The 26,031-nt window shown below is 49.8% G+C and carries 24 protein-coding genes and 1 rRNA gene; 19 read left to right on the top strand and 6 right to left on the bottom strand.

Annotated features, from left to right (window positions below; genetic code table 11):
• Positions 1 to 29: 29 nt before the first annotated feature.
• Positions 30 to 1,547: ribosomal RNA gene (locus NOG13_RS02005) — 16S ribosomal RNA — on the bottom strand.
• A gap of 384 nt (positions 1,548 to 1,931) precedes the next feature.
• On the opposite strand from NOG13_RS02005, the gene sleB reads away from it, so the two are divergent.
• Complete coding sequence (sleB, locus tag NOG13_RS02000) at positions 1,932 to 2,630, top strand: spore cortex-lytic enzyme (RefSeq protein ID WP_283110645.1); 699 nt, start codon at positions 1,932 to 1,934, stop codon at positions 2,628 to 2,630.
• A gap of 103 nt (positions 2,631 to 2,733) precedes the next feature.
• On the opposite strand, the gene NOG13_RS01995 is transcribed toward sleB, so the two are convergent.
• The 3 genes from NOG13_RS01995 to NOG13_RS01985 form a co-directional block, all read right to left on the bottom strand.
• Positions 2,734 to 3,258: a hypothetical protein gene (locus NOG13_RS01995; RefSeq protein WP_283110644.1), complete on the bottom strand. Its 525-nt coding sequence runs from the start codon at positions 3,256 to 3,258 to the stop codon at positions 2,734 to 2,736.
• A 347-nt stretch (positions 3,259 to 3,605) separates the two neighbouring features.
• Entirely contained in the window at positions 3,606 to 4,193 is a 588-nt protein-coding gene (locus tag NOG13_RS01990) for a TetR/AcrR family transcriptional regulator (RefSeq protein ID WP_283110643.1), read from the bottom strand.
• Positions 4,194 to 4,334: 141 nt separating this feature from the next.
• On the bottom strand, positions 4,335 to 6,332 hold the full coding sequence (locus NOG13_RS01985; protein WP_283110642.1) for an oxidoreductase: 1,998 nt from the start codon (positions 6,330 to 6,332) through the stop codon (positions 4,335 to 4,337).
• A 535-nt stretch (positions 6,333 to 6,867) separates the two neighbouring features.
• Between NOG13_RS01985 and NOG13_RS01980 the strand changes: the two genes are divergently transcribed.
• From NOG13_RS01980 to NOG13_RS01920, 13 genes are all read left to right on the top strand, one after another.
• Positions 6,868 to 8,145, top strand: coding sequence for a glycoside hydrolase family 18 protein (locus NOG13_RS01980; protein WP_283110641.1), 1,278 nt, complete (start codon positions 6,868 to 6,870; stop codon positions 8,143 to 8,145).
• A 104-nt stretch (positions 8,146 to 8,249) separates the two neighbouring features.
• The gene (locus NOG13_RS01975; protein WP_283110640.1) at positions 8,250 to 8,390 is read left to right on the top strand and encodes a hypothetical protein; all 141 of its coding nucleotides are present in this window, start codon (positions 8,250 to 8,252) and stop codon (positions 8,388 to 8,390) included.
• 187 nt (positions 8,391 to 8,577) lie between these two features.
• Positions 8,578 to 8,745: a hypothetical protein gene (locus tag NOG13_RS01970; protein ID WP_283110639.1), complete on the top strand. Its 168-nt coding sequence runs from the start codon at positions 8,578 to 8,580 to the stop codon at positions 8,743 to 8,745.
• Between the two features lie 282 nt (positions 8,746 to 9,027).
• Positions 9,028 to 9,798 carry an IclR family transcriptional regulator gene (locus NOG13_RS01965; protein WP_283110638.1) on the top strand — a complete coding sequence of 257 codons (771 nt, stop codon included), beginning with the start codon at positions 9,028 to 9,030 and terminating at the stop codon, positions 9,796 to 9,798.
• A 267-nt stretch (positions 9,799 to 10,065) separates the two neighbouring features.
• Positions 10,066 to 10,989: a dihydrodipicolinate synthase family protein gene (locus NOG13_RS01960; RefSeq protein WP_283110637.1), complete on the top strand. Its 924-nt coding sequence runs from the start codon at positions 10,066 to 10,068 to the stop codon at positions 10,987 to 10,989.
• Positions 10,990 to 11,081: 92 nt separating this feature from the next.
• A complete protein-coding gene (locus NOG13_RS01955) occupies positions 11,082 to 12,401 on the top strand; it encodes an ABC transporter substrate-binding protein (protein ID WP_283110636.1) in 1,320 nt (439 codons plus the stop codon).
• Between the two features lie 147 nt (positions 12,402 to 12,548).
• Entirely contained in the window at positions 12,549 to 13,484 is a 936-nt protein-coding gene (locus tag NOG13_RS01950) for a carbohydrate ABC transporter permease (protein WP_283110635.1), read from the top strand.
• 7 nt (positions 13,485 to 13,491) lie between these two features.
• A complete protein-coding gene (locus NOG13_RS01945) occupies positions 13,492 to 14,325 on the top strand; it encodes a carbohydrate ABC transporter permease (RefSeq protein ID WP_283110634.1) in 834 nt (277 codons plus the stop codon).
• Positions 14,326 to 14,330: 5 nt separating this feature from the next.
• On the top strand, positions 14,331 to 15,359 hold the full coding sequence (locus NOG13_RS01940; RefSeq protein ID WP_283110633.1) for a sialidase family protein: 1,029 nt from the start codon (positions 14,331 to 14,333) through the stop codon (positions 15,357 to 15,359).
• A gap of 43 nt (positions 15,360 to 15,402) precedes the next feature.
• Entirely contained in the window at positions 15,403 to 15,876 is a 474-nt protein-coding gene (locus tag NOG13_RS01935) for a NanQ anomerase/TabA/YiaL family protein (protein WP_283110632.1), read from the top strand.
• A gap of 15 nt (positions 15,877 to 15,891) precedes the next feature.
• Positions 15,892 to 16,899 (top strand): ribokinase, encoded by a 1,008-nt coding sequence (gene rbsK / locus NOG13_RS01930; protein ID WP_283110631.1) that lies wholly within the window; start codon positions 15,892 to 15,894, stop codon positions 16,897 to 16,899.
• A 12-nt stretch (positions 16,900 to 16,911) separates the two neighbouring features.
• Complete coding sequence (locus NOG13_RS01925; protein WP_283110630.1) at positions 16,912 to 17,526, top strand: KpsF/GutQ family sugar-phosphate isomerase; 615 nt, start codon at positions 16,912 to 16,914, stop codon at positions 17,524 to 17,526.
• Between the two features lie 13 nt (positions 17,527 to 17,539).
• Entirely contained in the window at positions 17,540 to 17,944 is a 405-nt protein-coding gene (locus tag NOG13_RS01920) for an RbsD/FucU domain-containing protein (RefSeq protein ID WP_283110629.1), read from the top strand.
• Positions 17,945 to 18,060: 116 nt separating this feature from the next.
• Here NOG13_RS01920 and NOG13_RS01915 read toward each other — a convergent pair whose 3' ends face one another.
• Positions 18,061 to 18,756, bottom strand: coding sequence for an N-acetylmannosamine-6-phosphate 2-epimerase (locus NOG13_RS01915; RefSeq protein ID WP_283110628.1), 696 nt, complete (start codon positions 18,754 to 18,756; stop codon positions 18,061 to 18,063).
• Positions 18,757 to 19,107: 351 nt separating this feature from the next.
• Here NOG13_RS01915 and NOG13_RS01910 point away from each other — a divergent pair, with 351 nt between their 5' ends.
• The 3 genes from NOG13_RS01910 to nagA are packed head-to-tail and all read left to right on the top strand — an operon-like array spanning position 19,108 to position 21,918.
• The gene (locus NOG13_RS01910) at positions 19,108 to 19,962 is read left to right on the top strand and encodes a MurR/RpiR family transcriptional regulator (protein ID WP_283110627.1); all 855 of its coding nucleotides are present in this window, start codon (positions 19,108 to 19,110) and stop codon (positions 19,960 to 19,962) included.
• A 55-nt stretch (positions 19,963 to 20,017) separates the two neighbouring features.
• The gene (gene nagB / locus NOG13_RS01905; RefSeq protein ID WP_283110626.1) at positions 20,018 to 20,770 is read left to right on the top strand and encodes a glucosamine-6-phosphate deaminase; all 753 of its coding nucleotides are present in this window, start codon (positions 20,018 to 20,020) and stop codon (positions 20,768 to 20,770) included.
• Between the two features lie 2 nt (positions 20,771 to 20,772).
• Positions 20,773 to 21,918, top strand: coding sequence for an N-acetylglucosamine-6-phosphate deacetylase (gene nagA / locus NOG13_RS01900; RefSeq protein ID WP_283110625.1), 1,146 nt, complete (start codon positions 20,773 to 20,775; stop codon positions 21,916 to 21,918).
• 145 nt (positions 21,919 to 22,063) lie between these two features.
• Here nagA and NOG13_RS01895 read toward each other — a convergent pair whose 3' ends face one another.
• Entirely contained in the window at positions 22,064 to 22,831 is a 768-nt protein-coding gene (locus tag NOG13_RS01895; RefSeq protein WP_283110624.1) for a F420-0--gamma-glutamyl ligase, read from the bottom strand.
• Between the two features lie 1,260 nt (positions 22,832 to 24,091).
• Here NOG13_RS01895 and NOG13_RS01890 point away from each other — a divergent pair.
• Both NOG13_RS01890 and NOG13_RS01885 read left to right on the top strand, forming a co-directional pair.
• Entirely contained in the window at positions 24,092 to 25,231 is a 1,140-nt protein-coding gene (locus NOG13_RS01890) for a glycosyltransferase family 4 protein (protein WP_283110623.1), read from the top strand.
• 15 nt (positions 25,232 to 25,246) lie between these two features.
• The gene (locus NOG13_RS01885) at positions 25,247 to 26,029 is read left to right on the top strand and encodes a glycosyltransferase family 2 protein (RefSeq protein ID WP_283110622.1); all 783 of its coding nucleotides are present in this window, start codon (positions 25,247 to 25,249) and stop codon (positions 26,027 to 26,029) included.
• Positions 26,030 to 26,031 lie beyond the last annotated feature (2 nt).

Genomic DNA, 26,031 nt, shown 5'->3' with positions numbered 1-26,031 from the left:
GATTTTCCATCTGTTCGCTCTCTCCATAGAAAGGAGGTGATCCAGCCGCACCTTCTGATACGGCTACCTTGTTACGACTTCACCCCAGTCGCCAATCCTACCTTCGGCGGCGCCCTCCTTGCGGTTAGACTACCGACTTCGGGTATTACCGGCTCCCATGGTGTGACGGGCGGTGTGTACAAGGCCCGGGAACGTATTCACCGCGGCATGATGATCCGCGATTACTAGCAATTCCGGCTTCACGCAGGCGGGTTGCAGCCTGCGATCCGAACTGGGACCATTTTTGGGGATTTGCTCCGCCTCGCGGCTTTGCTTCCCTTTGTTGATGGCCATTGTAGTACGTGTGTAGCCCAGATCATAAGGGGCATGATGATTTGACGTCGTCCCCACCTTCCTCCGTTTTGTCAACGGCAGTCTGATTAGAGTGCTCTTGCGTAGCAACTAATCACAAGGGTTGCGCTCGTTGCGGGACTTAACCCAACATCTCACGACACGAGCTGACGACAACCATGCACCACCTGTCTCAACTTTCCCCGAAGGGCACTCCCATATTTCTACAGGATTAGTTGGATGTCAAGATCTGGTAAGGTTCTTCGCGTTGCTTCGAATTAAACCACATACTCCACTGCTTGTGCGGGCCCCCGTCAATTCCTTTGAGTTTCAACCTTGCGGTCGTACTTCCCAGGTGGATTACTTATTGTGTTAACTCCGGCACGGAGAGGGTCAGACTCCCCACACCTAGTAATCATCGTTTACGGCATGGACTACCAGGGTATCTAATCCTGTTTGCTACCCATGCTTTCGTGCCTCAGCGTCAGTTAGAGCCCAGCAGACCGCCTTCGCCACTGGTGTTCTTCCCGATCTCTACGCATTTCACCGCTACACCGGGAATTCCGTCTGCCTCTACTCCACTCAAGCCCCACAGTTTCAAATGCAGTCCATCAGTTAAGCCGATGGTTTTCACACCTGACTTGCAGAGCCGCCTACGCACCCTTTACACCCAGTAAATCCGGACAACGCTCGCTCCCTACGTATTACCGCGGCTGCTGGCACGTAGTTAGCCGGAGCTTCCTCCTTGGCTACCGTCATTATCGTCACCAAGGACAAAGGTTTACAATCCGAAGACCTTCTTCCCTCACGCGGCGTCGCTGCATCAGAGTTTCCTCCATTGTGCAATATCCCCCACTGCTGCCTCCCGTAGGAGTCTGGGCCGTGTCTCAGTCCCAATGTGGCCGTTCAACCTCTCAGTCCGGCTACCGATCGTTGCTTTGGTGGGCCGTTACCTCACCAACTGGCTAATCGGACGCGAGCCCATCTCTCAGCGGATTGCTCCTTTGATTCTAAAGCCATGCGACCTCAGAATGTTATGCGGTATTAGCGTCCGTTTCCAGACGTTATCCCCCTCTGAGAGGTAGGTTGCTCACGCGTTACTCACCCGTCCGCCACTAAACTGTCTCGAAGCAAGCTCCAAAACAGTTCCGTTCGACTTGCATGTGTTAGGCGCGCCGCCAGCGTTCGTCCTGAGCCAGGATCAAACTCTCTAAAAATTTGGTATATATACGTCCGAAGACGTTTATATCAATTTCTAGAGCCTCTTAGCTCTTTTCGATACACTAACGTGTATTCGTAATCTCTTTGCGAGTATCTCTACTCTCTGGAAAATTACGGGTTCCGTATTCCTTACTCGTTGTTTAATTTTCAAGGTCCCATGCGGTCCCTCAGCCTTTTGGCTTTCGTTTCCACAGCGCCCTTTCCGCAAGGCGCTTGTCTATAATACCTCACGTTTGCTCGTTTGTCAACACCTTTTTCGGGTTTTTTCGCAGTTTTTTAAATCTTTTCATTGTTGTTCTTTTGAGGAACAATGACGGCGTTTTGTAAGGATAAATGCGCCCCTATGGGGAAAACTTCTGAACAACAGGAAAAAGGAGTTGATGAGTACGAACCGAAAGCTAAAATACGTTTGGCGTGTTGTCGTTATCCTGCTGCTGAACATTCTAATCATAGCCGCGTTCATGCGCACGAACAACAACAGCGTTCAGACTCTTTCAAAAGTCGGGTCAACCGGAACAGAAGTTCGCCAGATTCAGACCAGACTGAAACAATGGGGCTATTACAAAGGAAGCGTTGACGGCATCTATGGCACCGCAACAAAGAACGCCGTGATTGCGTTTCAAAAGAAGAACGGACTGACACCCGACGGTATTGCAGGACCTGCGACCCTCGCGAAAATCGGCATCTCTTCTTCGGGCGGCAACACCGGAGGAGCCGGCGGCTTTAGTCAGAACGACGTAAACCTGCTGGCGCGTGTTATCTCCGCAGAGGCCCGTGGTGAACCCTACGTGGGTCAGGTTGCCGTCGGAGCGGTTATTCTCAACCGCATTGACCATCCGTCTTTCCCGAACACGCTGGCGGGCGTCATCTACCAGCCCGGCGCATTCTCCTGTATCACAGACGGAGGCATCAACGCTCCTGTTGAGGATTCTGCTTACAGGGCAGCGCGTGACGCAATGAACGGCTGGGATCCATCCGGCGGCGCTATCTATTACTATAATCCTAAGAAATCGACGAGTCAGTGGATCTTCGCGCGACCGGTCATCACAGTAATCGGTGACCATCGGTTCTGCGCCTAATAGATGTATGCAGCAAAAAAGCGGCGTATGAATATCATACGCCGCTTCTCTTTTTATTGTTCCTTATATAACTTATATTACATAACGTTCCGCGAAACAGGCATCAGCCGTTTGCCTTGAACTCCGTAAACAGCTTTTTGATTTTTTCGCCATAGGCCTTGTTGGCGTCGTCGGTTAAGGAATTGTTGTAAATCATAAGATATTTTCCGCTATTCGACAGAACTGCGTTCACTTGCTGGCCGATAACGGTGAACTTACCGGTGGACTTTACGTCGGAAATCACTTTCTTTGCGGTGTCGTTCAGGTTCTTCGTGTCGAATTCATACAGTTCCAGCGTCACGTTGTTTTTCCCGTTGTAATCATACTTATAGCGAACGCCGGCCTTCGCGCCGATCATATCGCTGCGCATCTCTTCCGGTGTTCCCGCGACGGAAGCGTTTGCTGTGAGATATTTCTGCAGGCCTGCAAGATTATCCTCAACCGCGGAATCGTCAGCCGATGCAGCAGACTGTGCTTGCGACGTTTGGGAAGACGCGGAAGCATTTCTCGAAGCGCTCAGATCGGTACCGCACGCGGTAAGAGAAACGGCCAGAAGCGCCGCAACGGAAATAATCCAGAGTTTTTTCATATTGAAATCCGCCTTTTTCATTTCTTAGAAGGCTCGGCCGCAGGGTTCTTCCCCGCTTATTCCGGCCATTATTGTTACTTATTATCCGATTTTTTCCCCAGTTTGTCAAGGCAGCGGCATACGGAGGGGAGTGCCGCCGCTTTTTGACAAATCTTATCCTTAGAGTATTATATTGCATTATTATAACAATATTCAATATGCTGCACCGCAAAGCAGTTTTGGATGCCGTTTCGGTCAAACTTGGTTATTCAACTGCTGCCCCTATGCGGCATAAAAAAGCCCCATTTGCTTTGACAAATGGGGCGCATTTCTTGTTTTAGCTATTAGCGAGCATACCTACGGAACCATCACAGCAGGTAAGTGCTTGCGAGCCTGTCAATCATATTTCGCATGTCTGCCACCAAATCGTTGCTTCCGTCATGCAGGCTCCAGTCAAAAATCACACCTCTCGCCGCAACGAACAGCGTTTCGGTGATTTTGCAGACATCGGCTTCCGGTGGCAGTTCCCCGTTCTTCTGTCCCTCGCGGAGAATATCCATCAATAAATCCTGCATAGCGCGGCCATGGGTCAGAAACATCTTATTGGTGGGAACATAAAGGTTACGCACCATCGCCAAGCCGTCCTTCAAAGCGAGCTGTGCGTAGAGCGCAAAATACTCCGAGATTCTTTCTTTGCAGTTTTTTGTTCTGCTTAGGAGCGCAGGAATTTTATCCTTGAAGTATTTGTCTCCCTGCCGGTAGATTTCTACGAACAGGTCAAATTTCGACTGAAAGTAATGATAATAGGTTCCAACCGATACTTTTGCCTTTTTGGCGATTTGTTCGATGGTGATGTTCTCATAACCATACTTTTTCATCAGCGAAATGCCACATTCGTAGATTCTTTTTTTGGTCGCCAAGGCCTGCAGCGTTCGGCTTGTCACATCTTTGCCCATATTTTCCCGCCTTCCGATGATTCTCCGCTCCTAATAATACCTCACCGGCATGTTCGTTGCAAATAGCCGAAACAAGAGGAGATTCGCCTCGCAAGCAGGGGTGAATCTCCTCGTCGCATCTATGTAGAAATAAAGCGGTGTTTATTCAATGTGGCTGGCAACTTCGTATGCGTCCCAAATTGCATACATAATATTCGCCACTCTGCGGGCGTCGCCGAGCAGATGAATCTCGGGGACTTCGCCGCGAAGCTGATTGTAGAGCTCATTTTCCGAGGTATAGCCCACAGCAAGAATGACCGTATCCGCCTTGATGGACTGCACTCCGTCAGCGGTTTCCACCTGAAGCGTACTTCCGTCGTAACCGGTGGCTTTCGCGGAGGTGACGGTGCGAATCCCCTTGAACGGAATCAGCGCCGCCAGCATTTCGCTGTTTGCATGGCAAAGCGGAGCATTCACCGCAAGAATCTTCGGGAGGGCTTCCACAATGGTTACGTTCTTGCCCTGCTCACGCAGCCAGAGTGCGGTTTCGCAGCCGACTAGTCCGCCGCCGATGATGGCAACATCCTGCTTTGCGATGACCTTTCCGAGCAGCACGTCTGCGGCAGGATAAACCGGTGCCGAGCCGAGAGAGAAAACCTTCGGCTTCGAGCCGGTTGCCACAATCACGACATCCGCGCCGAGCTTGCGGACGTCTTCCGCTCCGACCTCCGTGTTCAGATGTACTTCCACGCCGAGCTTTTTCAGCTCATGCGTATACCACGCCGCAAGCGCGTGGTCATCCTGCTTGAAGGACGGGGTACCTCCCGGAATCAGGTTTCCGCCCAATGCCGAAGATTTTTCGTAAACAACCGGTTCGTGGCCGCGAAGTGCCAGCACGCGGGCCGCTTCACATCCGGCAACACCGCCGCCGACAATAACGACCTTCTTTTTGCGCAGCGCGGGAACAAGGCGTGTCGAGCGTTCGCGGCAGGCCTGCGGATTGACGGCGCAATTGAGGGCGGAGTACTCCTGAATGCGCCCCATGCATCCCTCGTGGCAGGAGAGGCACGGACGAATCGAAGCCGTATCTCCGGCTTTCAGCTTATTGACGTAGTCCGGGTCGGCAAGCAGCGGGCGGCCGAGCGAAACGATATCGCACGCCCCGTCTGCCACGGCTTTTGAAGCCATTTCCGGATCATCCATGCGGCCGGCGCAGATGACGGGCACATCCACAACATCCTTTACCATCTTTGCGTAAGGAATGTAGAGGCCCTTCTTCTGGTACATCGGCGGATGGTTCCACCACCAGGCGTCGTAGCATCCGACGTCTACGTCAAGCGCGTCATAGCCATACTCCGCGAGCAGCTGTGCCGCTTTGAGGCCTTCTTCGATGTCTCTGCCCTTTTCTTCAAATTCCTCGCCCGGCAGAGCGCCGACGCGCCAGTCCTTAATGAAGCTCTTCACACTGTACCGCAGCGTTACCGGGAAGTCATCCCCGCAGGTTTTCTTAATCTCTTCCAGAATCTCGCGGGCAAAGCGCAGGCGGTTCTCAAGGCTTCCGCCGTATTCATCGGTGCGGTTGTTGAACAGTGAAATGGCGAACTGGTCAATCAGATACCCTTCATGCACGGCATGAATCTGCACACCGTCGAACCCGGCCCTTTTCGCATTGTAGGCCCCTTTGCCGAACTGCTTGACGATTTCATGGATTTCTTCCACTTCAAGCGGACGGCAGATTTTATCGAGCCAGCGGTGCGGAATGGCAGAAGGCGCCACAGGCGGGTGTTCGCCAAGATTGGTCGGAATGGTGACTCTGCCGAACCCGCCGGAAAGCTGCAGAAATACCTTTGCATCGTAGGCATGGATTCTTTCGGTCATTTCGCGCGCGGTGCGGATAAAATGCACGGGGTTATGCGTGGAACACGGGGTGTTCGGCATATCGTGCTGTTCCACCTTGTTGTCAACAAACGTGACACCGGTGAAAATCAGGCCTGTGCCTCCCTTGGCTCTTTCCACGTAGTAGTCAATGCCGCGCTGGTTAAAGCCGCCCTCCGCATCCCCAAGTCCCAGAGGGCCCATCGGAGCCATAGCAAATCGGTTTTTTATGGTGCAGTTGCCGATGGAAACTTGTTCAAACAGATTCGCATACTTGTTAGGCATAAACATTCCTCTTTTACCGAATTGATTCAGTGAATGCATTCAACGAAATCAATTTATCACGCGGATATCTTATTGTCAAGCACCTTCTCTACTGTCCTAAAGGTATGACTTGTTCCGCGTGTTGATGACTTTTCCTGTCGGGGCGATTTCCGCTTTCCGCCGCTGTCTCTTTGCTTACGAGAGGCTCGCCTTCGATTTTAGCAAGCGATGTCCGTACTGCTTGCGGGGAGTTGGGAAACGACGGCGTTCCCCGGACTGTTTTTGCTGTATCCGGTATGCGTAATGGCGGGAATCGCCGCGGCGACGGGGCAGAAGGCGTTTCCGAATCATAAAGGTCATTTTCTCTCCCTGCTTATTTGCCCATATTATACCATTATAGTGAATTGATAACAATTCCTGCCGTGTTTTATTTTTCTAAATTTGAAGATACTTCTGCTTTTGTTCCAGAGAAAAAGTGCCGAATTTGCGCTGTGGACTGCCATAGAAAGCCGCAGGCCCTCATATATTTTAGCGTATGGGGGGAAGGTGTTTTGTCATGTTGATTCATGTTGTAAAAGCAGGCGATTCACTCTGGAGCATCGCGAACAGCTATCAGGTCCCGCTGGATTCCATCATCTCCGCCAACGGGCTGGCGGACCCCGATGTGCTCGTTGTGGGAGAGGCTCTCGTAATTCCGACGGCAGGCGTGTCCTATGTTGTGCAGCCCGGTGACTCTCTGTGGAAAATCGCGCAGAAATACGGCGTCACGGTTGCCAACCTCGCCACTGCCAACAACATCACAAATCCGCAGAATTTAACAATCGGCTCAACGCTCACCATACCGAACGGATATCGGCCCGCCATCGGCGTAAACGGGTACATTGACATTTTCGGGCAGTCAGCCGTTCCCATTGTGAACCGGCACGCCGAATTGCTGACCTATTTAGCACCGTTCGCCTATCTGATCCGGGAGGATGCAGGACTCGACCCAATCGACGACGAGCCGATTATTCAGGCCATGAAGGCGTATGGCACCGTGCCGGTAATGGCTGTCACCAACTTCACCTCCACGTCGCGAGGAGAAAATCTCGCTTCGCAGGTTCTGAATGACCCGATGCTGGTTGAAACACTGCTCGACAATATCCTTTCGGTCATGAACCGAAAGGGATATCAAAGTCTGAACGTCGACTTTGAGAACGTTCTTCCAGAGGACCGAGAAGCCTACAACAGCTTTCTGATGCGCGCCGCCGACCGCCTGCACGCGGAAGGGTATTTCCTCTCCACCGCCCTCGCACCGAAAACAGGGCCGACGCAGGCAGGGCTGCTCTACGAGGCGCACGACTACCCCGCCCACGGCAGGATTGCCGATTTCGTCGTCCTGATGACCTACGAGTGGGGATACCGGAAAGGTCCGCCACAGCCGATTTCTCCGATCAACAAAATCAGGCAGGTGCTTGATTACGCCGTTTCGGTCATCCCGCCGGAGAAAATTTATCTCGGGTTTCAAATCTACGCGCGGGACTGGGTCCTTCCCCACCAAGCCGGACAGGAAGCCGAAACCTTCAGTCCGCAGGAAGCCATCAGCCGCGCCGCGAAGTACGGGGCCGAAATTATGTATGACTCCGAGGCGGCCTCACCCTTCTTCCGCTACACCGACGAAAACGGCGTTGAACACGAGGTTTGGTTTGAAGATGCACGCAGCGCGCAGGCGAAGTTCGACGCCGTGAAAGACTACGGCCTGGCCGGAATCAGCTATTGGCCCATCACCCCTGCATTCCCCCAGAACTGGAGTTTGCTGGACGCCACTTTTATCGTGAAGAAAAGAGAACAATAAAAATGCGCCCGGCAAACAGCCGAACGCGCTTTTCCCCGTGTAAACCTTCGGTTTTCGGTTATGCTATGTTGGTGATAACCAACGCAAATCGGGGGTGATACACAATGAAGGTCGAAGTCAAAAAAATCAGCCGCAAAAGCAACGCCGAGAACAGCAAAAGCCTGAACCAACCCACGCATGTGAAAAACCAGAACGACGAGCACAACGCAAGAAAAGTCTCTCTCGGCCCCAATACAAATCGTTAAATTTATGTTCCGATTTTACTTCTAGTAATTTTCTTGAAAAGCCATCCAAACGGGGAGATACTAAATTGGAAGCAGCGGGACATGTGTGCTCGTTTTGGGCAAAAAGTACTCCTCTCGGAGGGGCTTCTTTACAAATTGACTTTTAATTTCGCATCACCTTGCAGATACTATCTGCGAGGTGATTTCTTTGTATCGCGATCTTCACGAAATGCTTATGCTAAACGACAACACACGTCAATATTTTATGAAACTTCCGGTGCGCGTCCAAATGACCGCCCACGACATGAACGATGAAATTCACACAGAAGAGGAACTGCACCACCTGATTGACCGCATGACGAAAATCCATTATTAACTGCATCCGTACCGAAATTCACATTCCATCCAAATATTGGATTTGATTTCTTCGAATAATTCCGTTAAGCTAGTATTGTGAAAAGATGGTTTTCAAAATATCATTCCCAAGCCGCTCAGAAATGGGCGGCTTTCTTTTTTATCCACATTGTAGCTCTAAACAGAACGGCTGCGCATTTCTTGTACCATGTCACCATTGACAAAATTTTATCAGATAAATTATAATGAATGAAAGCTTTTAATTACTATAGAACGGCCTGAACAAAGGCTTAGGAGAATAGATATGGCGCCAAAAGACAACTTTCCTGAAGGGGTAAAAGTAAAATCGCTTTATAAAGCGATTAAGCTGCTCGATTATTTTGACAGCAACCACCCGGAACGCGGCATCAGCGAACTTGCGGAACTCAGCGGCATGCTCAAAAGCAGCGTATATAACATCATGAGTACATACGAGGCTTGCGGAATTATTGAAAAAAATCCGAAAACGGGCCGATACCGCCTCGGGCTGAAAATTCTGGCCTTGAGCAACGTCTTGGGTCAGGACGACGTCTTCTGGGAAGTCATCCGGCCGTATATGGAAGAACTCAGCGAGCAGACCGGAGAAACCGTTTTCCTCGCAACACCCTACGGCAACAACATCATCTACCGCGAAGCAGCCTACCCGAATCACGCCATTTCCGTCCGGGCAATCAAAGGCGTCGTAGCACCCATGTACTGCACAAGCTTAGGGAAAGCAATTCTTTCCTGCATGGAACCAGATTACACCGAGCGGGTTATTTCCGAGGGAATGAAAGCGTTCACCCCATACACCATAACCGACCCGCAGGCATTCCGTGAGGAAATTCAGAAAATCCGCATGCAGGGTTATTCCGTTGACAACATGGAGCATGAATACGGAATCAAATGCGTCGGCGTTCCTCTCCGGAACAGCGATGGTGAGCTGGTTGGCGCCATCAGCCTTTCCGGCCCCTCTCTGCGCTTTAAGGATGAGCAAATCAAGAAGTACGCGGAGCTGCTCACCGACTACGCCAGACGGATACAGAACCGCATTTAATCGGACTCCATAAAATGCAAAGCACACAGGTAAAAGCCTGTGTGCTTTTTTTGTTTTAAATTCCTTGTGAAAAAATGCCATAAAATGCTGGTAAATAGTTACATTGCACATTTTTGAGCAAATTTGAAGAATTCTATTGACAGATTTGCATAAAGCGCGTAAAATGACAACCACAAAACAGCGTTCATTTATAATGAATAAAATTGAAACCGGCGTTCAGAATTAATGAAAAACCAATTTCGTGGAATACAATCCGGAGGAATTTTTATGAGTATTCGCTTTTCAAACGGCGCATGGCCAACCATGGTGACGCCTTACAAGGAGAATGGGTCAATTGATTATGAAGCGCTCGCCAGATTGATAGACTGGTATATCGACAACGGGGCAGACGGTCTTTTCGCAACCTGCCAGTCCAGTGAGATTTTCCATCTGTCTTTGGATGAGAGGATAAAGCTGACGAAATTTGTAAAACTACAAACAGCCGGCAGAGTGCCCGTCATCGCCTCCGGACATGTCTCTTATGACTTAGAGGACCAGATTACGGAACTAAACGCGATTGCCGAGTGCGGTGTCGATGCTGTTATTCTCATCAGCAACCGGCTCGCCGGTGAAAATGAATCGGACGACGTTCTGCTGGAGCGGCTGGATCAAATCGTTCATGCGCTTCCCGAAGAGATTCCGCTGGGCTTTTATGAATGTCCTTACCCATACAAGAGGGTGCTTACGCCGAAGGTCATTAATTACTGCACATCTTCCGGGCGTTTCTACTTCCTCAAGGACACCTGCTGCGACATCGGGCAGATCGCTGCCAAGCTGGAGCTGCTGAAGGGCAGCAACATGCACTTGTACAACGCAAACACCTCCACGCTGCTGGACAGCCTAAAGCTCGGCGCAACAGGGTACAGCGGAGTGATGGCAAACTTCCAGATGAAGCTCTACGCTTGGCTCGTCAAGCATTGGCAGGAAGAGCCGGAACTCGCTGAGGAAGTGCAGGAGATTTTAACGGTCTGCTCACTCATTGAACTGAAAAACTACCCGGCAAACGCGAAATGTTTCTTAAATCTGAGCGGTGTGACCATGAATGAGAGTTCGCGGAGGGGAACCCAGGTCCTCCAGTCGGCAACCGAAATCCTGGAACTAAAGCAAATCCTCTCTTTGACAAAACGGCTCGAGAAAAAACTCGGCATTTAGTTCATTTTTCATGGGGAAGATTTTTCATTGTTCCTAGGAAATGAAAAACCAGCCTTTGAAAATATTTTGAAACAGGAGGAATTGTAAGAAAAATGAGGAAAAGAAGAACCATCGCACTTGCCGCTGCGGCAGCACTTATGGTATCCACTTTTACCGGCTGTGCAGGCGGCGACACAAGCAGCGCTGCTTCGGCAGCCTCAAGCCAAGCTGCGAGCGCGGCCGGAGCCACTACCATCACGTTCTATGGCGGTTGGACCGGTGCCGACCTTGACAAGATGACTGCTTTGGTCAACGAATTCAACAAATCACAAAATGCAGTAAAGGTAAACTTTACATCTCAGCAATGGACACAGATGTTCACAAAGTTCCTGGCTGACTACCAGGCAGGCTCCACGCCGGATGTTGTGGCAATGCACACCTTTGAAATGGGCCAGTTTGTCAACATGGGCGTTCTCGACAGCGATGCCATCAAAAACCTCGGCCTCAAAGAAAGCGACTATATCAAGACGGCTTGGGAAGGATGCACCTATGACGGCAAGCTCTACGGTGTTCCGCTCGATGTGAACATGCACGCCCTCTATTACAACAAAGATCTGTTTAAGAAGGCGGGCATCACAAAAGCTCCTTCCACAAGGGAAGAACTGATTGCTACGGCCCAGAAGCTCACAATTGACGCGAACGGCAAGAATGCGTCACAAAGCGGTTTCGATGCTTCAAACATTAAGCAGTACGGTTTCGGATTCCTGCAGAACCACCACACGTTCTACCAGATTTACGGCCTGATGAACCAGGAAGGCTACAATCCGTTCACCAACGACCAGACAATAATCTCACTCGATACCACAAAAGTTTCTCCCGCCATTCAGTTCCTGCAAGACCTAGCTTATAAGTACAAGGTCACGCCGGTCGGCGAAAAATCCCCGATTGACGACTTCAAAGCCGGCACAGTCGCAATGATTATCGACGGCAACTGGCAGCTCTCCGGACTACAGAACGTCACCTTTGACTGGGACACTGCAGAATATCCGCAGATTTTCGGTCAGAAGGCTGTTTGGGGCGCATCGGAACTTCTTGCGATGCCGAAGAACAAGAACGCAGATAAGCAGAAAGCAGCTGCAACCTTTATAAAATGGCTGTCGGAAAACTCCGCAAAATGGGCGGAATCCGGCCAGATTCCTGCAAACCTTGCCGCTCAGGCAGCTTCTACGAAGCTGAAGGGCATCAACGCTTACAACGCAGAACTGGATTATGTTAAGTTCCTCCCCGCCCACCCGAAGGCAGTCAAGATCTTCTCCAGCTCCGCTCCGAGCCCGATTCTAACGGCAGCACAGAACGCGATGCTGAACAATAAGAACGCCGATGAAATTACCATGCAGCTTCAGACCGACATCAACAAAGTTCTAGCCAGCTAAACCAATATCACTCGCAAACATTCGTTTTCCCCTTGTTCAGTTGCCGTCTCTCCGCGTGAGCCACCTTACGCGGAGAGACGCGGCGGCTGACGTCTAGACGCCATCTGTTCGCTTGAGACCCTTCAATACAAGGAGTTGAGATTCGCTATGCCAAAGGGGCAGAATTTTACATCGCCTGGAAACGGCACAGCTGCGAAGCCGCGGCGCACAAAATCCCTGAACGGTTCGCAAGGCAAAATCGCAGCACTGTTTTTGCTTCCATATCTTTTGATTTTTACGATTTTCAGACTCGGCCCTAGCATCGCCGGTATCTATATCAGCTTTTGCAAATGGGACTTGGCCGGCAGCCTTTCCTTCATCGGATTTGACAACTTCGTTCGGCTGCTGAAGGATACGAACTTCCATATTTCCCTGTGGAACACGCTGCTCTTTTTTGTCTTTACGCTTCCCCCGCTGATTGTTTTCAGCCTGCTTCTGGCGATTCTGCTGAATCAAAAGATGCGTTTCAAGAATGTGGGCAGAGTTGTGTCCATCATTCCTTATGTTCTGATACCGGCTGTTGTGGGTATCATCTGGAACTGGATGTATGACAACAACTTCGGTATTCTGAATTATTACATCAAGAAATTAGGCGGATCATCCGTTCAGTGGCTGACAAGCGACAAGATGGCTCTGATTTCCGTTTCGATAGTGGTGATTTGGTCTTTTATCGGGTATAACATGGTTCTCTTCCTCGCAGGACTTCAGGGAATTTCCCGCGAACTGTACGAGGCTTCGATGATTGACGGCGCCAACAAATTCCAGACTCTGATGAAGATTACTTTGCCCCTTCTCAGACCGATTACATCCATGGTCACCACCCTCACCCTGATTAACACCGTTCAGCTGTTCGACCAAATCTTCGTTATGACGAACGGCGGCCCGGGTACTTCCACCCTTACCATGGTGCAATACCTTTACACTTCTGCCTTCCAGAACTACGAAATGGGCTACGGTTCGGCAATTGAAGTTGTAATTCTGATTATTCTTGTGCTCCTGATCAAGCTCCAGAATAAGATTCTAAAAGTCGATGAGGGAGTGTGATTGACTGATGACTCATGCACTGAAGAACAGCTGGAAATATATCCTTCTGGTTGTTATCTGCGTCGTTTTCCTTTTTCCGCTCGCGTGGGCGCTTGTGTGCTCCGTTAAGCCGGAAGCGGAAATTTTAAGCTACCCGCCCAAGTGGATTCCTGAGATTTTCACTTGGTCAAACTACACTACGGTTTTGGCAAGATATCCCTATTTGGACTGGGCGAAAAACAGCATCATCACGGCCGGTTTAGGCACGCTGCTGATTCTGCTCTTCTCCTCCCTTGCGGCTTATGCTTTGGGCCGCTTTGAATTCCGCGGCAAAAAACTCATTTACAGCGTCATCGTCGCCATGCTCCTGATTCCGATTCAGGCCTACATGATTCCGCTGTACCTGATGTGCGCGAAGATGGGCATTCTCAACACCTACGCCTCCATTATTCTGCCATCTGTCGCCAACGTAACAAGCATCTTCATTCTCACCAGCTTTTTTAAGGGCCTGCCGAAGGAGCTGGAAGAAGCGGCGAGAATCGACGGATGCGGCGAGTTCCGCATTTTCGCGCAGATCATGCTCCCGCTTTCCAAACCGGCACTTTCCACGGTCACCATTCTTACCTTTATCTCCAACTGGAACAGCTTCCTGTGGCCGATGATTGCCATCCGCGAGGACACGCTCAAGACCCTGCCGGTCGGCATCGCACAGTTCATGGGCTCGGTCAACTCCAACGCGCAGTTCCAGTACGGCACCGCTCTGGCAGGCTGCTGCATGGCTGTTATCCCGACCTTGATTGTGTTCCTGTTCCTGCAGCGCTACTTCGTTGAAGGCATCGCCAGCACAGGCATTAAGGGTTAACGGATATGAAGGATTGTGCGGAATTTCGAAAAATTACACACGAATATATCTGCGGCAAAAATGCCCCGTTTCAAAGCTGCCATGCTTCCAGTGTGGCAGCTTTAAGGGACGGCAGCATTTTTGCTGTTTGGTTTGCCGGCAGCAAAGAAGGAGCCGACGACGTCGGAATCTGGGGCGCGCAGCGCCGCGGCGGAGTCTGGGGTCAGCCACATATCCTCGCGCAGCGGGATGGCGTACCGCACTGGAACCCGGTGCTCTTTGTGCGGCCCGACGGCTCCGTCATGCTCTTTTACAAAACCGGCAGGGAGATTTCCTCTTGGCAGACGCAGTTCATGATTTCCACGGACAACTGCCGAAGCTGGTCTCAGCCGCGGGAATTGGTCCCCGGCGACCGAGGCGGCAGAGGTCCCGTTCGCAACAAGGTCATTACCCTTTCGAACGGAAGGTGGCTCGCTCCCGCTTCCCGCGAAGACGGCGAGTGGCGCTGCTTTGCCGATTATTCGGACGACCAAGGAGCCACGTGGCACAAAAGCAATGAAGTTTTTGCGGGGCTGCGGAAGGAATATTCGATTAATCCCGACCACAAGGATATTCCGGTATCCGAGCAGTCTTACAGCGGCCGCGGCGTGATTCAGCCGACGCTGTGGGAATCGAAGCCGGGCATGGTTCACATGCTGATGCGAAGCTCGGAAGGCTCGATTTTCCGAAGCGATTCCGAGGATTACGGCACGACCTGGTGCCCGGGCTACGCGACCTGCCTGCCGAACAACAACAGCGGCATCGACGTAGCGAAAGCCGTCGACGGGAGGTTGTTTCTGGCCTATAACCCCGTCGGCTTGAACTGGGGTCCGCGCTGCCCGCTGAAGCTCGCCTGCTCGGAAGACAACGGCGTTACCTGGCGGGACGTGCTCACCTTGGACGACGAACCCGGCGAATATTCTTACCCCGCGATCGTTTCTCACGAGAACAGCCTGCTGATTACTTATACTTATCGGCGGATCGATATCGCCTTTTGGAAGCTCGACTTGGCTTGAAAATTTTCTCTGAAAATCTTCTCTCAATGGAAGGCGTAAACAAATGATTTATGACACAAAAGAGAATCTGCAAAACTACAAGGGCATCAGCAAAAACCTCGACCTTGCCCTCGATTATCTGGAGCGGGCCGACCTTTCCGGTATGGAGGCCGGAAGGTATGAAATCGACGTCAGCCATGTATTCGCACTCGTGCAGGCGCCGCAAACGCGTCCGCAGGAGCAGTGCCGCTGGGAGGCCCACAAAAAATATATTGATATTCAGTATTTAATCGACGGGCAGGAAACCATCGGCTTTCAGAAGACCGAAGCTATGGCGGTTTCGGAGGCATACAACGCGGAGAAGGATCTTGTCTTTTTCCGCGAAAACGGAGAAGGCTTTTTCCCCCGGCTCGTTCCCGGCAGCTTCGTGATTTGCTTCCCGACGGACGCGCACAAGCCCCTGATTTGCACGGACGAGCCTCAGTCGATTAAAAAAGTGGTTGTAAAAGTTGAAGTACAGTCCCCAACATCTGATTAAATGGAGCGAAGAGGTATGCAGAAAAGACCGAAAATTCTTGTCGTCGGCAGCTTTGTCATGGATTTGATTGTGAGCACCGAAAAGTTCCCGAATTCGGGTGAAACCGTGCTGGGCAAAAGCTTCCGCACCGCTCCCGGCGGAAAGGGCGCGAATCAGGCGGTGCAGGCCGCGCGCCTTGGCGCCGACGTTACCATGGTAGGAAAAGTGGGAAACGATGACTTCGGAAGAAGCCTCATCAATTCCTGCAAGGAATCCGGTATCCACACCGAGCATATTGCAGTTGACCCCGAGGTATCTTCCGCTGTCGGGAATATCATCTTGGAAGTCGGCGAAGGAAAGTCGGCAAAGAACCGAATCGTGGTCGTTCCGGGCGCCAACATGACGATTACGCCGGAGGATGTCGCTTTCCTGAAGGATACCATCGACCAGTACGACATGGTTATCCTGCAGCTCGAAATCCCGATGCAGATTAATGAAATCGTTGCGAAGTACGCCTTTGACAAGAACGTGCCCGTCATGCTCAACTCCGCCCCGTCGGCTCCGCTTTCCGAGGAGCTGCTTTCGCGCCTGACTTATATCTCGCCCAATGAGCATGAAGCGGCTGACCTTACGGGCATCCACATCCGCAAGGACGGGAAACTTGTGAATCAGAACGACGCAGAAGCTGTGGTTGATTCGCTGCTGCAAAAGGGCGTGAAAAATGCAGTCATTACGCTCGGCAGCGCGGGCGCGGTGGTAGCAAACAAGAACGAATTTGTCTACCAGCCGTGCATTGACGTGGTGGAGGTAAAGGACCCGACCGCCGCAGGCGATTCCTTTGTGGGCGCCTTTACCACCGGGTTGTGCGCGGGGCTGAGCCTCAGCGAAGCGCTGACGTTTGCGAACTACACCGCAACGCTTACGGTTTCGCGCATGGGCGCGCAGCCCTCGCTGCCGTACCTCGACGAGGTCCTTGACCTGATGAAGAAGGTAGGGCAATTCGGATTCGATTTTTCACGGTTGGATATTCTGAAACAATCTTGAAGGAGAAAAGCGATGATTAATAAAGAGAGTCAAGACAGTTTGAAAAACTTTATCAATCTGGCAAAAGAAGAACTCGACAAATTCTCTGCGACCATTACAAGCGAAAGCTATGAAAAGGCTGTGGAAATCATTCTGAATGCGGAAAAGAACGGAAACCGCATTCATATTACAGGTATCGGCAAGCCGTCTCATGTGGCACAGTACATGGCTTCGCTGCTATCCTCCACCGGCACGCCGACGTATTTCCTGCATGGCACCGAAGCCGTTCACGGCTCCTGCGGTCAGCTTGTTCCGGGTGACGTCGTCATCTGCATTTCCAACAGCGGCGAAACGGCTGAATTGAAGGCTACCGTTATGGCCATTAAGAACAACGGCTGCAAGATTATCGCCGTAACGGGAAATAAGGATTCGTGGCTCGCAAAGCAAGGCGACGCATGCCTATTTGCCGGTGTGGAGCAGGAGGGCGACGTGCTGAACCGTGCGCCGCGCGCCTCGATTCTCGCGGAAATTCTTGTCCTTCAGGGGCTGAGCGTTGTGCTCCAGACAACAAGAGGCCTGACGCCGCAGGAATATGTGAAATGGCATCCGGGCGGGACTTTGGGCCAGCTGAGGGACAATGAAAAATAAGAGGTAATTCGCGATGTTGAAAACAGCTTGTATTCATCCCGAAATCATGGCGGTTCTGTCCCGCTGCGGACACGGGGATAAAATCCTAATTGCGGACGGCAACTATCCGCTGGAATCCAAAAGCGGCGACGCGGCTAAGGTCTACCTCGGCTTAACAAGCGGAACGCCAGAAGTGACGGAAGTCCTGAAAGTCCTCGCTCAGGTCGTCAATTTTGAAAAGGCAGAAGTCATGATGCCCGACGGAGAACAGCCTCCCATATTCGATGAATTCCGAAGCATTCTCGGCGGAATGGAACTGAGCGGCTTGGAGCGGTTTCAGTTTTACGAAGCCTGCTGCCAGCCGAATGTTCGCCTGGCCATTTCCACGGGGGAAAAGAGAACTTTCGCAAACATTCTTCTTACCATTAATGTCGCTTGAGAAATCATACGGGTTCATTGTTTCTCTAACAGCAAAAGCCGCAGGTGAAAGCCTGCGGCTTTTCTTTTGGCGGATGGGGCCAGCCACGAACGGGCTGTGTGCCGAATTTTGCTCTGTCAAGCGCCGCCGCGGAGAGACTCCACAAAACGCCGCGTAATCTCACGCGGGCGAGTAATCGCTGTTCCGACAACCGCGGTCCATACCCCAAGGCGGAAAGCGGTTTGCAAATCCTCCGGCGTCCAAATGCCGCCTTCTGCCGCGACGGGCAGGCCGAGTGTTTCGACGTATTGTTTCATCAACGCGAAATTCGGGAGCTTCGTTTTCTTTGTATATTCGGTGTAGCCCGATAACGCCGTGCTCACGATGTCAAACCCCAGTTCCTTTGCAGTTACACCCTCTTCATAGCAGGAAGTGTCCGCCATAAAAATCCGGTCAGGGTACTTTTTCTTGACCTCCGTGAAAAAATCGGCGAGTGTCTGCCTTCCCGGGCGGAGGCGCTTCGTCGCATCAAGCGCGATAATTTCCGCGCCGACTTCAACCAGCTCGTCTACTTCTTTCATGGTCGGCGTAATATAGACGTCGCTGTCCGGATAATTGACCTTAGAAAGACCGATGATCGGCAGATCAACGGTGCGCTTGATTTCCGCAATGTCCTCCGGCGAATTCGCACGGATTCCGGCTGCTCCCCCTTCTTTTGCCGCGAGCGCCATTCGCGCCATGATTTTTGAGCCGTAAAGCGGCTCCGTCGGCAGCGCCTGGCACGAAACGACGAGGCCTCCCCTCAGCTTATTTAAAACCGCGTTTTTATTCATTGCACATCTCTCTTTACTCCATTTCCCGGGAATCCAGTGAACGGGAATTTTTTTGAATTATCTACCGCAATCATACCAATAAAATAAAAAATTTTTTCGTTATATTTGAAAATATTTTCTATTTTTCACCTTATTTCGCTGTAAATATGCTAAAATAGGAAAGAATTGAGGTAATAATAAAAAATATTTTCACTTTTCTGTAGTTGTTTTCTCTTCCAAGCATAACGGATGGAAAACAGGCTCTTTTCCCCATATTACCGCTACGAAAGCGAAGATACAAGAGACAATCGGGCAATTCTTAACGTCGAACTGCGGATTGCACTTGCCGAAAACACAAGGAGGTTTCTCCCCATGCCATACGACATTTTCGCGAAAATTAAAGACTGCTATAAAGTTTTTACAAAGGCTGAGCGCAGGGTCGCCGACTTCATTTTGGAGTCTCCGCGCGAAGCGCTCTATATGACCATCACCGACCTGGCCTCCCGCTGCGGAGTGGGCGATACCTCTGTGTTCCGTTTCTGCAAGACTTTAAATCTGAACGGGTATCAGGATTTTAAGATGACGCTGGCGCAGTCGCTGAGCGGCAACGGCACCGTTGGTATGACCCTTTCCGAGGAAATCGACATCAGCGACTCCACCGAGGAAGTATGCCGAAAGCTACTGAACATCGACATTTCTGCGCTCAACCAGACACTTGACATGATGAACAAAGACGATATTCAGCGAGCGGTAGACATGATAAAAAACGCGCGCATGATTCATTTCTTCGGCGTCGGCTCCTCGAACATTATGGCGCAGGAAGCCATCAATAAATTCGCCCGTATTCTTCCTAACGTGGCGTGCGTGCAGGACACACATATGCAGTATATGGCGGCTGCCTTGCTTGGCGAGCCCGATTTGGCAATCGCTTTTTCATACTCCGGCTCCACGAAGGACATCATTGAAATTGTGAAGCGTGCAAAGGAGAACAAGGCAAAAACAATCTGCATCACCCGCTATGCCGAATCCCCGCTGACCGCCTACGCAGACATTGTGCTCTTGTGCGGTGCGAACGAGGGACCGTTTCAAGGCGGTTCGCTTTCCGCAAGAGTTGCGCAGCTTTACCTGCTCGATGTGCTGTATACGGAGTATTTCAAGCAAAACTATGCTATATGCGATTACAACAAGAAGCGCACGACGCAGTCTGTTGCTTCAAGACTTTTGTAAACACCCGAAAAAATGGATCGATTAGAAATGGAAACGAGATTTGGGAGGGACATTCATGAAAATCATCCGTGCAACGGAATACAACGACATGAGCCGCAAAGCAGCAAACATTATCTCAGCACAGGTCATTTTGTACCCCGATTCGGTTCTCGGTTTGGCAACCGGTTCCACCCCGCTCGGCGTTTACCGCCAGCTCGTGGATTGGTTCCGCAAGGGAGACATTGACTTTTCAAAGGTTCACAGCGTCAATCTGGACGAATACGTCGGCCTTGCCCCCGAGCATCCCCAGAGTTACCACTACTATATGAATGAGAACTTTTTCCGGCACATCAACATCAAGCCGGAAAACACCAATGTGCCGAACGGCCTCGCGGAGGACATTGATGCCGAATGTGCCCGCTACGACAAGCTGATTGCCGACCTCGGCGGAATCGACCTGCAGCTTCTGGGCATCGGCCACACCGGCCATATCGGTTTCAACGAGCCGGACCAAGACTTCGACAAGATGACGCATAAGGTGAAACTCAATCAGAAAACCATTGAAGCAAACGCCCGCTTTTTCAACAGTGTGGACGAGGTGCCGAAATATGCCATAACGATGGGCATAAAAGCGATTATGCAGGCCAAAAAAATCCTGCTTGTTGCCAACGGCGAAGGTAAAGCGGAAATTCTTGACCGCGCTTTGTTCGGTCCGGTTGCACCGGCTGTACCGGCTTCCATTCTGCAGCTTCACCCGGACGTAACCGTCGTAGCGGATGAGGCGGCGCTTTCCGTCATCCAAAAAAATCATCCCGAGGCGTTGATGTAAGTATGATTCTGAAAAATGCAAAAGTCTTCGATGAGAATTTTAATCTCCAGCGCGCCGATATTCAAATTGAAAAAGACAAAATTGAAGAAGTAGGTCACGGGCTTTCGGGCGAAGACGAACTCGACCTGAGCGGATGTATCGTATCGCCCGGCTTTGTGGACATTCACATTCACGGCTGCGTCGGCGCCGATACCTGCGACGGCACGCGCGAAGCGCTGTCGAAAATGGCGTCGCACCTCATCGAAAAAGGCGTAACGTCGTTCTGCCCCACAACCATGACGGTCTCGCTGCCGGAAATCCGCAAGGCACTTTCTGCCGTCCGTGACTGCATGGACAACCCGCCGCAGGGCGCGACGATTCTCGGCGTCAACATGGAAGGCCCGTACATTTCGCCGAACCGGAAAGGCGCGCAGAGCGAAGAATTCGTGCGCCGCCCCGACGCCGCGGAATTCCGCCGTCTTTACGACGAGTGCGGCGGCATCATTCGGTTTGTTGACGTTGCGCCCGAACAAGACGATGCCGACGATTTCATTCGGGAAGTGAAAGAATTCTGCTGCGTCTCGATGGCCCATACGGACGCCGACTACGACCAGGCAAAGCGGGCGTTTGGGCTTGGCATAACCCATGTCACCCATCTGTTCAACGCGATGAACGGGCTGAATCACCGCGCGCCGGGCGCCGTGGGAGCCGTTTTCGACGACGACACCGTCTCCGCCGAAATAATCTGCGACGGGTTCCACATTCATCCGGCAGTTCTCCGCACGGCGTTTCGCCTGCTCGGAGAAAATCGGACGGTCGTCATCAGCGATTCGATGCGCGCGGCCGGATTGCCTGACGGCGTATCGGAGCTCGGCGGACAGACCGTTTATGTGAAGGACGGCAGGGCACATCTTGCAGACGGCACGATTGCAGGCTCGACAACGAACCTCTATGATGAAGTGCGCAAGCTAGTTCGCTTCGGCGTTCCGCTGCGGCAGGTAATTCGCTCCGTTACCATCAACCCCGCTCGCGAAGCAAGGGCAGATCGGGAAATCGGCAGCATCGCGCCCGGGAAAATCGCAGACCTCAATGTTTTCGACGAGGAACTCAACCTGAAAATGGTCATCGCAAAGGGTAAAATACTGGTTGACCACCGCAGTAATAGCTAATGTGCAATAAAAAAGGCGGCAGGCACTTTTGTGCCTGCCACCTTTTCGGGAGCACTGAATCAAGCAAAACAAATTTAACCGCTTAGGTGTGGAATTGTCGTGGTGTAAAATAAGGCACAAGGCTTTTGCCATGTACCTTATTTGTTTAGGCAGATGCATTTTCAGCGTTTTCCACGCTGTCGGTTTTCTTGCGAATCAGAATGAACGGCGTCAGCTCGTCCTCCTGCCCGGCAGGGTTGTCTTTAATCATGGAGCACAGTTCTTGATTCGGTATTTGCTTCAAAGTATCCGATTTTCCGAGCAGCTCCACGTTGAGGTCGTTTGCGTCTACAATCATGCAGTCGACCCCACATTCCTTCTGAATTTCGTTGCAGACTCTGTCTGGTTCAATCGGGTTCAGCAAGGCAATATCATGGTAAAGCTCGAACGACGAGCCAGGGTAGAAACCGTCGATTCCGGCAATGCCATGGCCTGCAACTTTGTAAAAAACTCCATGAATACCGAACGGCTTCGTAACAGCAGAGCAGAACGCCGCCAGCAGAATCCGCGGGAGTCCGCATAGATTGATTGCCAGCTGCAGCTTATAGGGCTGATCCATCGCCACGCCATAGCTGTTGGAAGACGCAAACTTTGAAAGGGTCTTCGCCCAAAATCCGAGGTGCACGTCTTTCTTTTCGACGATATTGTTCTGGCACATGGTGATGACCTTTTCGCTGATGGAAAGGATATCTCCGGGCTGGAAAACCGGCAGAACATAGCGCTTCACCAGCTCGATGTAAGACTCTCCCCGCTGGACGAAATGAGTCTGTACCGCTAAACGCTTATAGCTCTGACCCGACTCTGAGACGATATCTTTCCGCCAGAAGCAATGTCGGCTTTCTTCCGTTTGATTTCTATTCTCATTCTGATTCATTTTCTATACCTTCCAAAAATTCTCTGAAATTATTTTTCGGCACTTTTGTATTGTTTATACAAAATTATACGATAAGTATTTCTTTGCAGGTATGTTCGTGCCGGAATCCGGTCAAAAGGTACGGATCTACGAATTGATACCTTTTTCCTATATTATACCCACCACACAGCCACTATGATTCGTTTTCAGAATTTAATTTATTTGTCATTTTCCACTTCCCGAATTTTGTTGAAGAAAAACACTAGGAGTTATCGGGAGATTTCATGCCAGTTTGGTCGTTCACGATGCAAAGAATCCGGATTTCAAAGCAGATATAACGGCAATATGGTAACGAAGTGATTTATTAATTCTTTATTTTGGAAAATTTTTCTCGCATTTTAGAAATATTATATTGTTTTGTGCATCTTTATTTGATATTTCTATAGGAAACTAATGAAATTTAGATAAAAAAATTGCATTCATTTCTGTAGTAGAATATTTATTAAGAAAAATCGTTTTATTATTAACACATTAAGAAAAATCATTTTTTTGATATATCTTATTCAAGAAGGTAAGATGAGTAGTTTGTTTTCCGCTCACCTTACCGCGCTGATGAAATTAAAAAGCTTCTATTGTCAATTGCTTTATGCACAGTCTGAACAGTCGTCATCGTTTTTGCTGTTCCAAGTTTACTAGTGAAACTGTATGTGTCTACACCACTTCGCAGCGATTATATGATTAACGCCTTGAAATAAAAGGTTGGCAATACATGCATTGAAATATTTGAGATCGACTTTTTCTTGAATCCCGTCATTTCACTGAGCAGACGTGCAACAGATTGCAGTAGGAGGTAATTTTGGAGGGTAAATGAAATGTTGCATAAATGGCTACATAAAAGACAGGAAAAAATGAGCGCGAAGAAAAGGGCAGCTATAATTACCGGGAGCATTATCCGTGTTACAGCTGTCCTTTTCTTTGCTTGTTTTTTATTTTTTTAAGGCTATATCAGTGGATTCTGAGAACCCCGAAATTTATTCACAGGATTGTTTATTTTGGTGGGATAAATAAAATGTTGCACGAAATGCAAAGAAAAAAAGAAGATGAATGTAAAGAAATAACAGTCGCAATCACAGGGTTCTAAATGATGGCATTTATATAAAATCCGGAAAGCAGAAAGTAACTGGCAAGCAAGTTCTTGGATATTTGCACGATTCCTGGTGATCAGATACAGAAATCTGAACGAGATGTTTCTACGAAAAAATTTTGAATGAGGTTGAAATTATGTTAGAGACGAAATCAACATCACGCAAAGCACTAATTGTAGCCAACACCGGCAGATTTATTGCTTTGTTTGAACTTGACAACATTAGAATTCTTCAAAGTTTAGGGTATGAAGTTCACTGCTTCGCGGATTTTCATGAAAGTGCTTATCATGATTTAACCAAAAAAGTAGAAGATCTTGGCGTCATCATTTATAATGCCGATTCTTTTCGTTCCCCGTTCCGATTGAAAAATATAAAAGTCTACCATCAGCTGGTAGATATAATGAACAAAAATAAATTTGATTTTGTGGACTGCCACACTCCAATGGGTGGAGTTTTAGCCCGTTTGGCAGCACGAACAACAAAAACACGCCCCATACAATACACGGCACACGGATTTCATTTTTTTAAAGGCGCGCCAATACATAACTGGCTTTGTTATTACCCCGTTGAACGTTTCCTCTCCCGTTTTACCGATACCCTAGTTACCATTAATCATGAGGATTTTGAGAGGGCGAAATCCCTTCATGCAAAGCGGGTCCTGTACATTCCAGGCGTGGGGTTTGATACGGCAAAATTCAAAAACACTCAGGTCGACAGAAAAAAGAAAAGGCAGGAACTTGGCATTCCACTGGAAGCTTTTTTAATTGTATCTGTGGGTGAAATCAATAAAAATAAAAATCAACATGTCATAATCGAAGCCATATCCAAAATATCGGATTTCAATCCATATTATCTCATTTGTGGAGAAGGCCCGGAAAAAGAAAATTTGAAGGCATTAAGCAAAGAGCTCGGAATTGAGCAGCAAGTGATTTTTCTCGGATTCCGAAACGATATTGCGGAGATTTTGAAAATTGCAGATTGCTTCGCATTCCCATCGAAGCGGGAAGGGTTGGGAATTGCCGCACTGGAAGCAATGGCTTCTGGATTACCCATTATAACATCGAATGCAAGCGGCATATTGGATTACTCTGAGAATGGAAAAACAGGTTTTATTTGCTCTCCAGATGATGCCTGCGGATTTGCAAATGCGATTTGCAAATTGGCGCATGATGAAAATCTCAGACAACAAATGAGCTCTTATAATCAATCAAAGGTCTTAAAATATGATATTAAGAATGTCAGGCAAACGATGGTTGATATTTATAAAAGCATATAATTGGGGGTATTAGTTTTGGAACCTCTTGTATCAGTTGTCATCACAGTATACAACGGCGAAAGATATCTTGAAAATTGCGTGGAGTGCATTCTCAATCAGAGCTATCGTAATTTTGAAATTCTCATCTGCGATGATTGCTCCACGGACAGAACTCCTGAAATTTTAGAGCGTTTAAGCAAACAGGATTCCAGAATTCATGTTCTGACCAACCATTCGAATTTAAAGGCCGGGGCCAGCAGGAACCGCTGTATTCAGGAAAGCCACGGACAATACATCATGATACAGGACAGCGACGACGTTTGTGAGAAGAACCGGGTCGAGCGGCTTCTTGAAAGTCTTGTTAACGATGAAACCGTGCAGTTTGTCAGTAGCGGATATTATATGTTTGATGAGAAGGGCATTTACAAAACAATTGTTCCGAAAATTGAGCGACCGGAAAAAGAAGATTTTCTTTTTACATTACCTTTTTGTCATGCAGCATCCATGTTCGAGGCAGATTGCCTGAAAGCTATTGGTGGTTACCGAATCAGTAAAGAAACGCGCAGATCACAAGACTATGATATGTTTATGCGGCTTTACGCGGCCGGGTATCGCGGAAAAAATATCAAGGATATTCTATATGGATATCGTGTCGACAAAGAAGCGATTCGCCGAAGAAAGTTCCGGTACAGAATCGATGAATGTAAGATAAGATACCAGCGGTTCAAGCAGCTTGGACTGCTGCCGAAAGGGTTCCTCTATGTTCTGAAGCCTATTCCTGCGTATTTTGTCCAACTGCTGAAAGGCAATAGAGGATAACG

This window comes from Thermocaproicibacter melissae (genome assembly GCF_024498295.1).
GTDB classification, from domain to species: Bacteria; Bacillota; Clostridia; order Oscillospirales; family Acutalibacteraceae; genus Thermocaproicibacter; species Thermocaproicibacter melissae.
The sequence above is the reverse complement of the archived record's forward strand: the minus strand, read 5'-3'. Positions and strand labels throughout refer to the sequence as shown.

What these genes read in the sequence shown, in the direction of transcription:
- NOG13_RS01990 (WP_283110643.1), bottom strand. Translation starts at nt 4,193, where the DNA reads ATGGGCAAAGATGTGACAAGCCGAACGCTGCAGGCCTTGGCGACCAAA.
- NOG13_RS01920 (WP_283110629.1), top strand. Translation starts at nt 17,540, where the DNA reads ATGTTGAAAACAGCTTGTATTCATCCCGAAATCATGGCGGTTCTGTCC.
- NOG13_RS01895 (WP_283110624.1), bottom strand. Translation starts at nt 22,831, where the DNA reads ATGAATCAGAATGAGAATAGAAATCAAACGGAAGAAAGCCGACATTGC.
- NOG13_RS01935 (WP_283110632.1), top strand. Translation starts at nt 15,403, where the DNA reads ATGATTTATGACACAAAAGAGAATCTGCAAAACTACAAGGGCATCAGC.
- NOG13_RS01950 (WP_283110635.1), top strand. Translation starts at nt 12,549, where the DNA reads ATGCCAAAGGGGCAGAATTTTACATCGCCTGGAAACGGCACAGCTGCG.
- NOG13_RS01965 (WP_283110638.1), top strand. Translation starts at nt 9,028, where the DNA reads ATGGCGCCAAAAGACAACTTTCCTGAAGGGGTAAAAGTAAAATCGCTT.
- NOG13_RS01925 (WP_283110630.1), top strand. Translation starts at nt 16,912, where the DNA reads ATGATTAATAAAGAGAGTCAAGACAGTTTGAAAAACTTTATCAATCTG.
- NOG13_RS01910 (WP_283110627.1), top strand. Translation starts at nt 19,108, where the DNA reads ATGCCATACGACATTTTCGCGAAAATTAAAGACTGCTATAAAGTTTTT.
- NOG13_RS01940 (WP_283110633.1), top strand. Translation starts at nt 14,331, where the DNA reads ATGAAGGATTGTGCGGAATTTCGAAAAATTACACACGAATATATCTGC.
- NOG13_RS01945 (WP_283110634.1), top strand. Translation starts at nt 13,492, where the DNA reads ATGACTCATGCACTGAAGAACAGCTGGAAATATATCCTTCTGGTTGTT.
- nagB (WP_283110626.1), top strand. Translation starts at nt 20,018, where the DNA reads ATGAAAATCATCCGTGCAACGGAATACAACGACATGAGCCGCAAAGCA.
- NOG13_RS01890 (WP_283110623.1), top strand. Translation starts at nt 24,092, where the DNA reads ATGTTAGAGACGAAATCAACATCACGCAAAGCACTAATTGTAGCCAAC.
- NOG13_RS01985 (WP_283110642.1), bottom strand. Translation starts at nt 6,332, where the DNA reads ATGCCTAACAAGTATGCGAATCTGTTTGAACAAGTTTCCATCGGCAAC.
- NOG13_RS01960 (WP_283110637.1), top strand. Translation starts at nt 10,066, where the DNA reads ATGAGTATTCGCTTTTCAAACGGCGCATGGCCAACCATGGTGACGCCT.
- rbsK (WP_283110631.1), top strand. Translation starts at nt 15,892, where the DNA reads ATGCAGAAAAGACCGAAAATTCTTGTCGTCGGCAGCTTTGTCATGGAT.
- NOG13_RS01995 (WP_283110644.1), bottom strand. Translation starts at nt 3,258, where the DNA reads ATGAAAAAACTCTGGATTATTTCCGTTGCGGCGCTTCTGGCCGTTTCT.
- NOG13_RS01980 (WP_283110641.1), top strand. Translation starts at nt 6,868, where the DNA reads ATGTTGATTCATGTTGTAAAAGCAGGCGATTCACTCTGGAGCATCGCG.
- NOG13_RS01955 (WP_283110636.1), top strand. Translation starts at nt 11,082, where the DNA reads ATGAGGAAAAGAAGAACCATCGCACTTGCCGCTGCGGCAGCACTTATG.
- sleB (WP_283110645.1), top strand. Translation starts at nt 1,932, where the DNA reads ATGAGTACGAACCGAAAGCTAAAATACGTTTGGCGTGTTGTCGTTATC.
- NOG13_RS01915 (WP_283110628.1), bottom strand. Translation starts at nt 18,756, where the DNA reads ATGAATAAAAACGCGGTTTTAAATAAGCTGAGGGGAGGCCTCGTCGTT.
- nagA (WP_283110625.1), top strand. Translation starts at nt 20,773, where the DNA reads ATGATTCTGAAAAATGCAAAAGTCTTCGATGAGAATTTTAATCTCCAG.
- NOG13_RS01975 (WP_283110640.1), top strand. Translation starts at nt 8,250, where the DNA reads ATGAAGGTCGAAGTCAAAAAAATCAGCCGCAAAAGCAACGCCGAGAAC.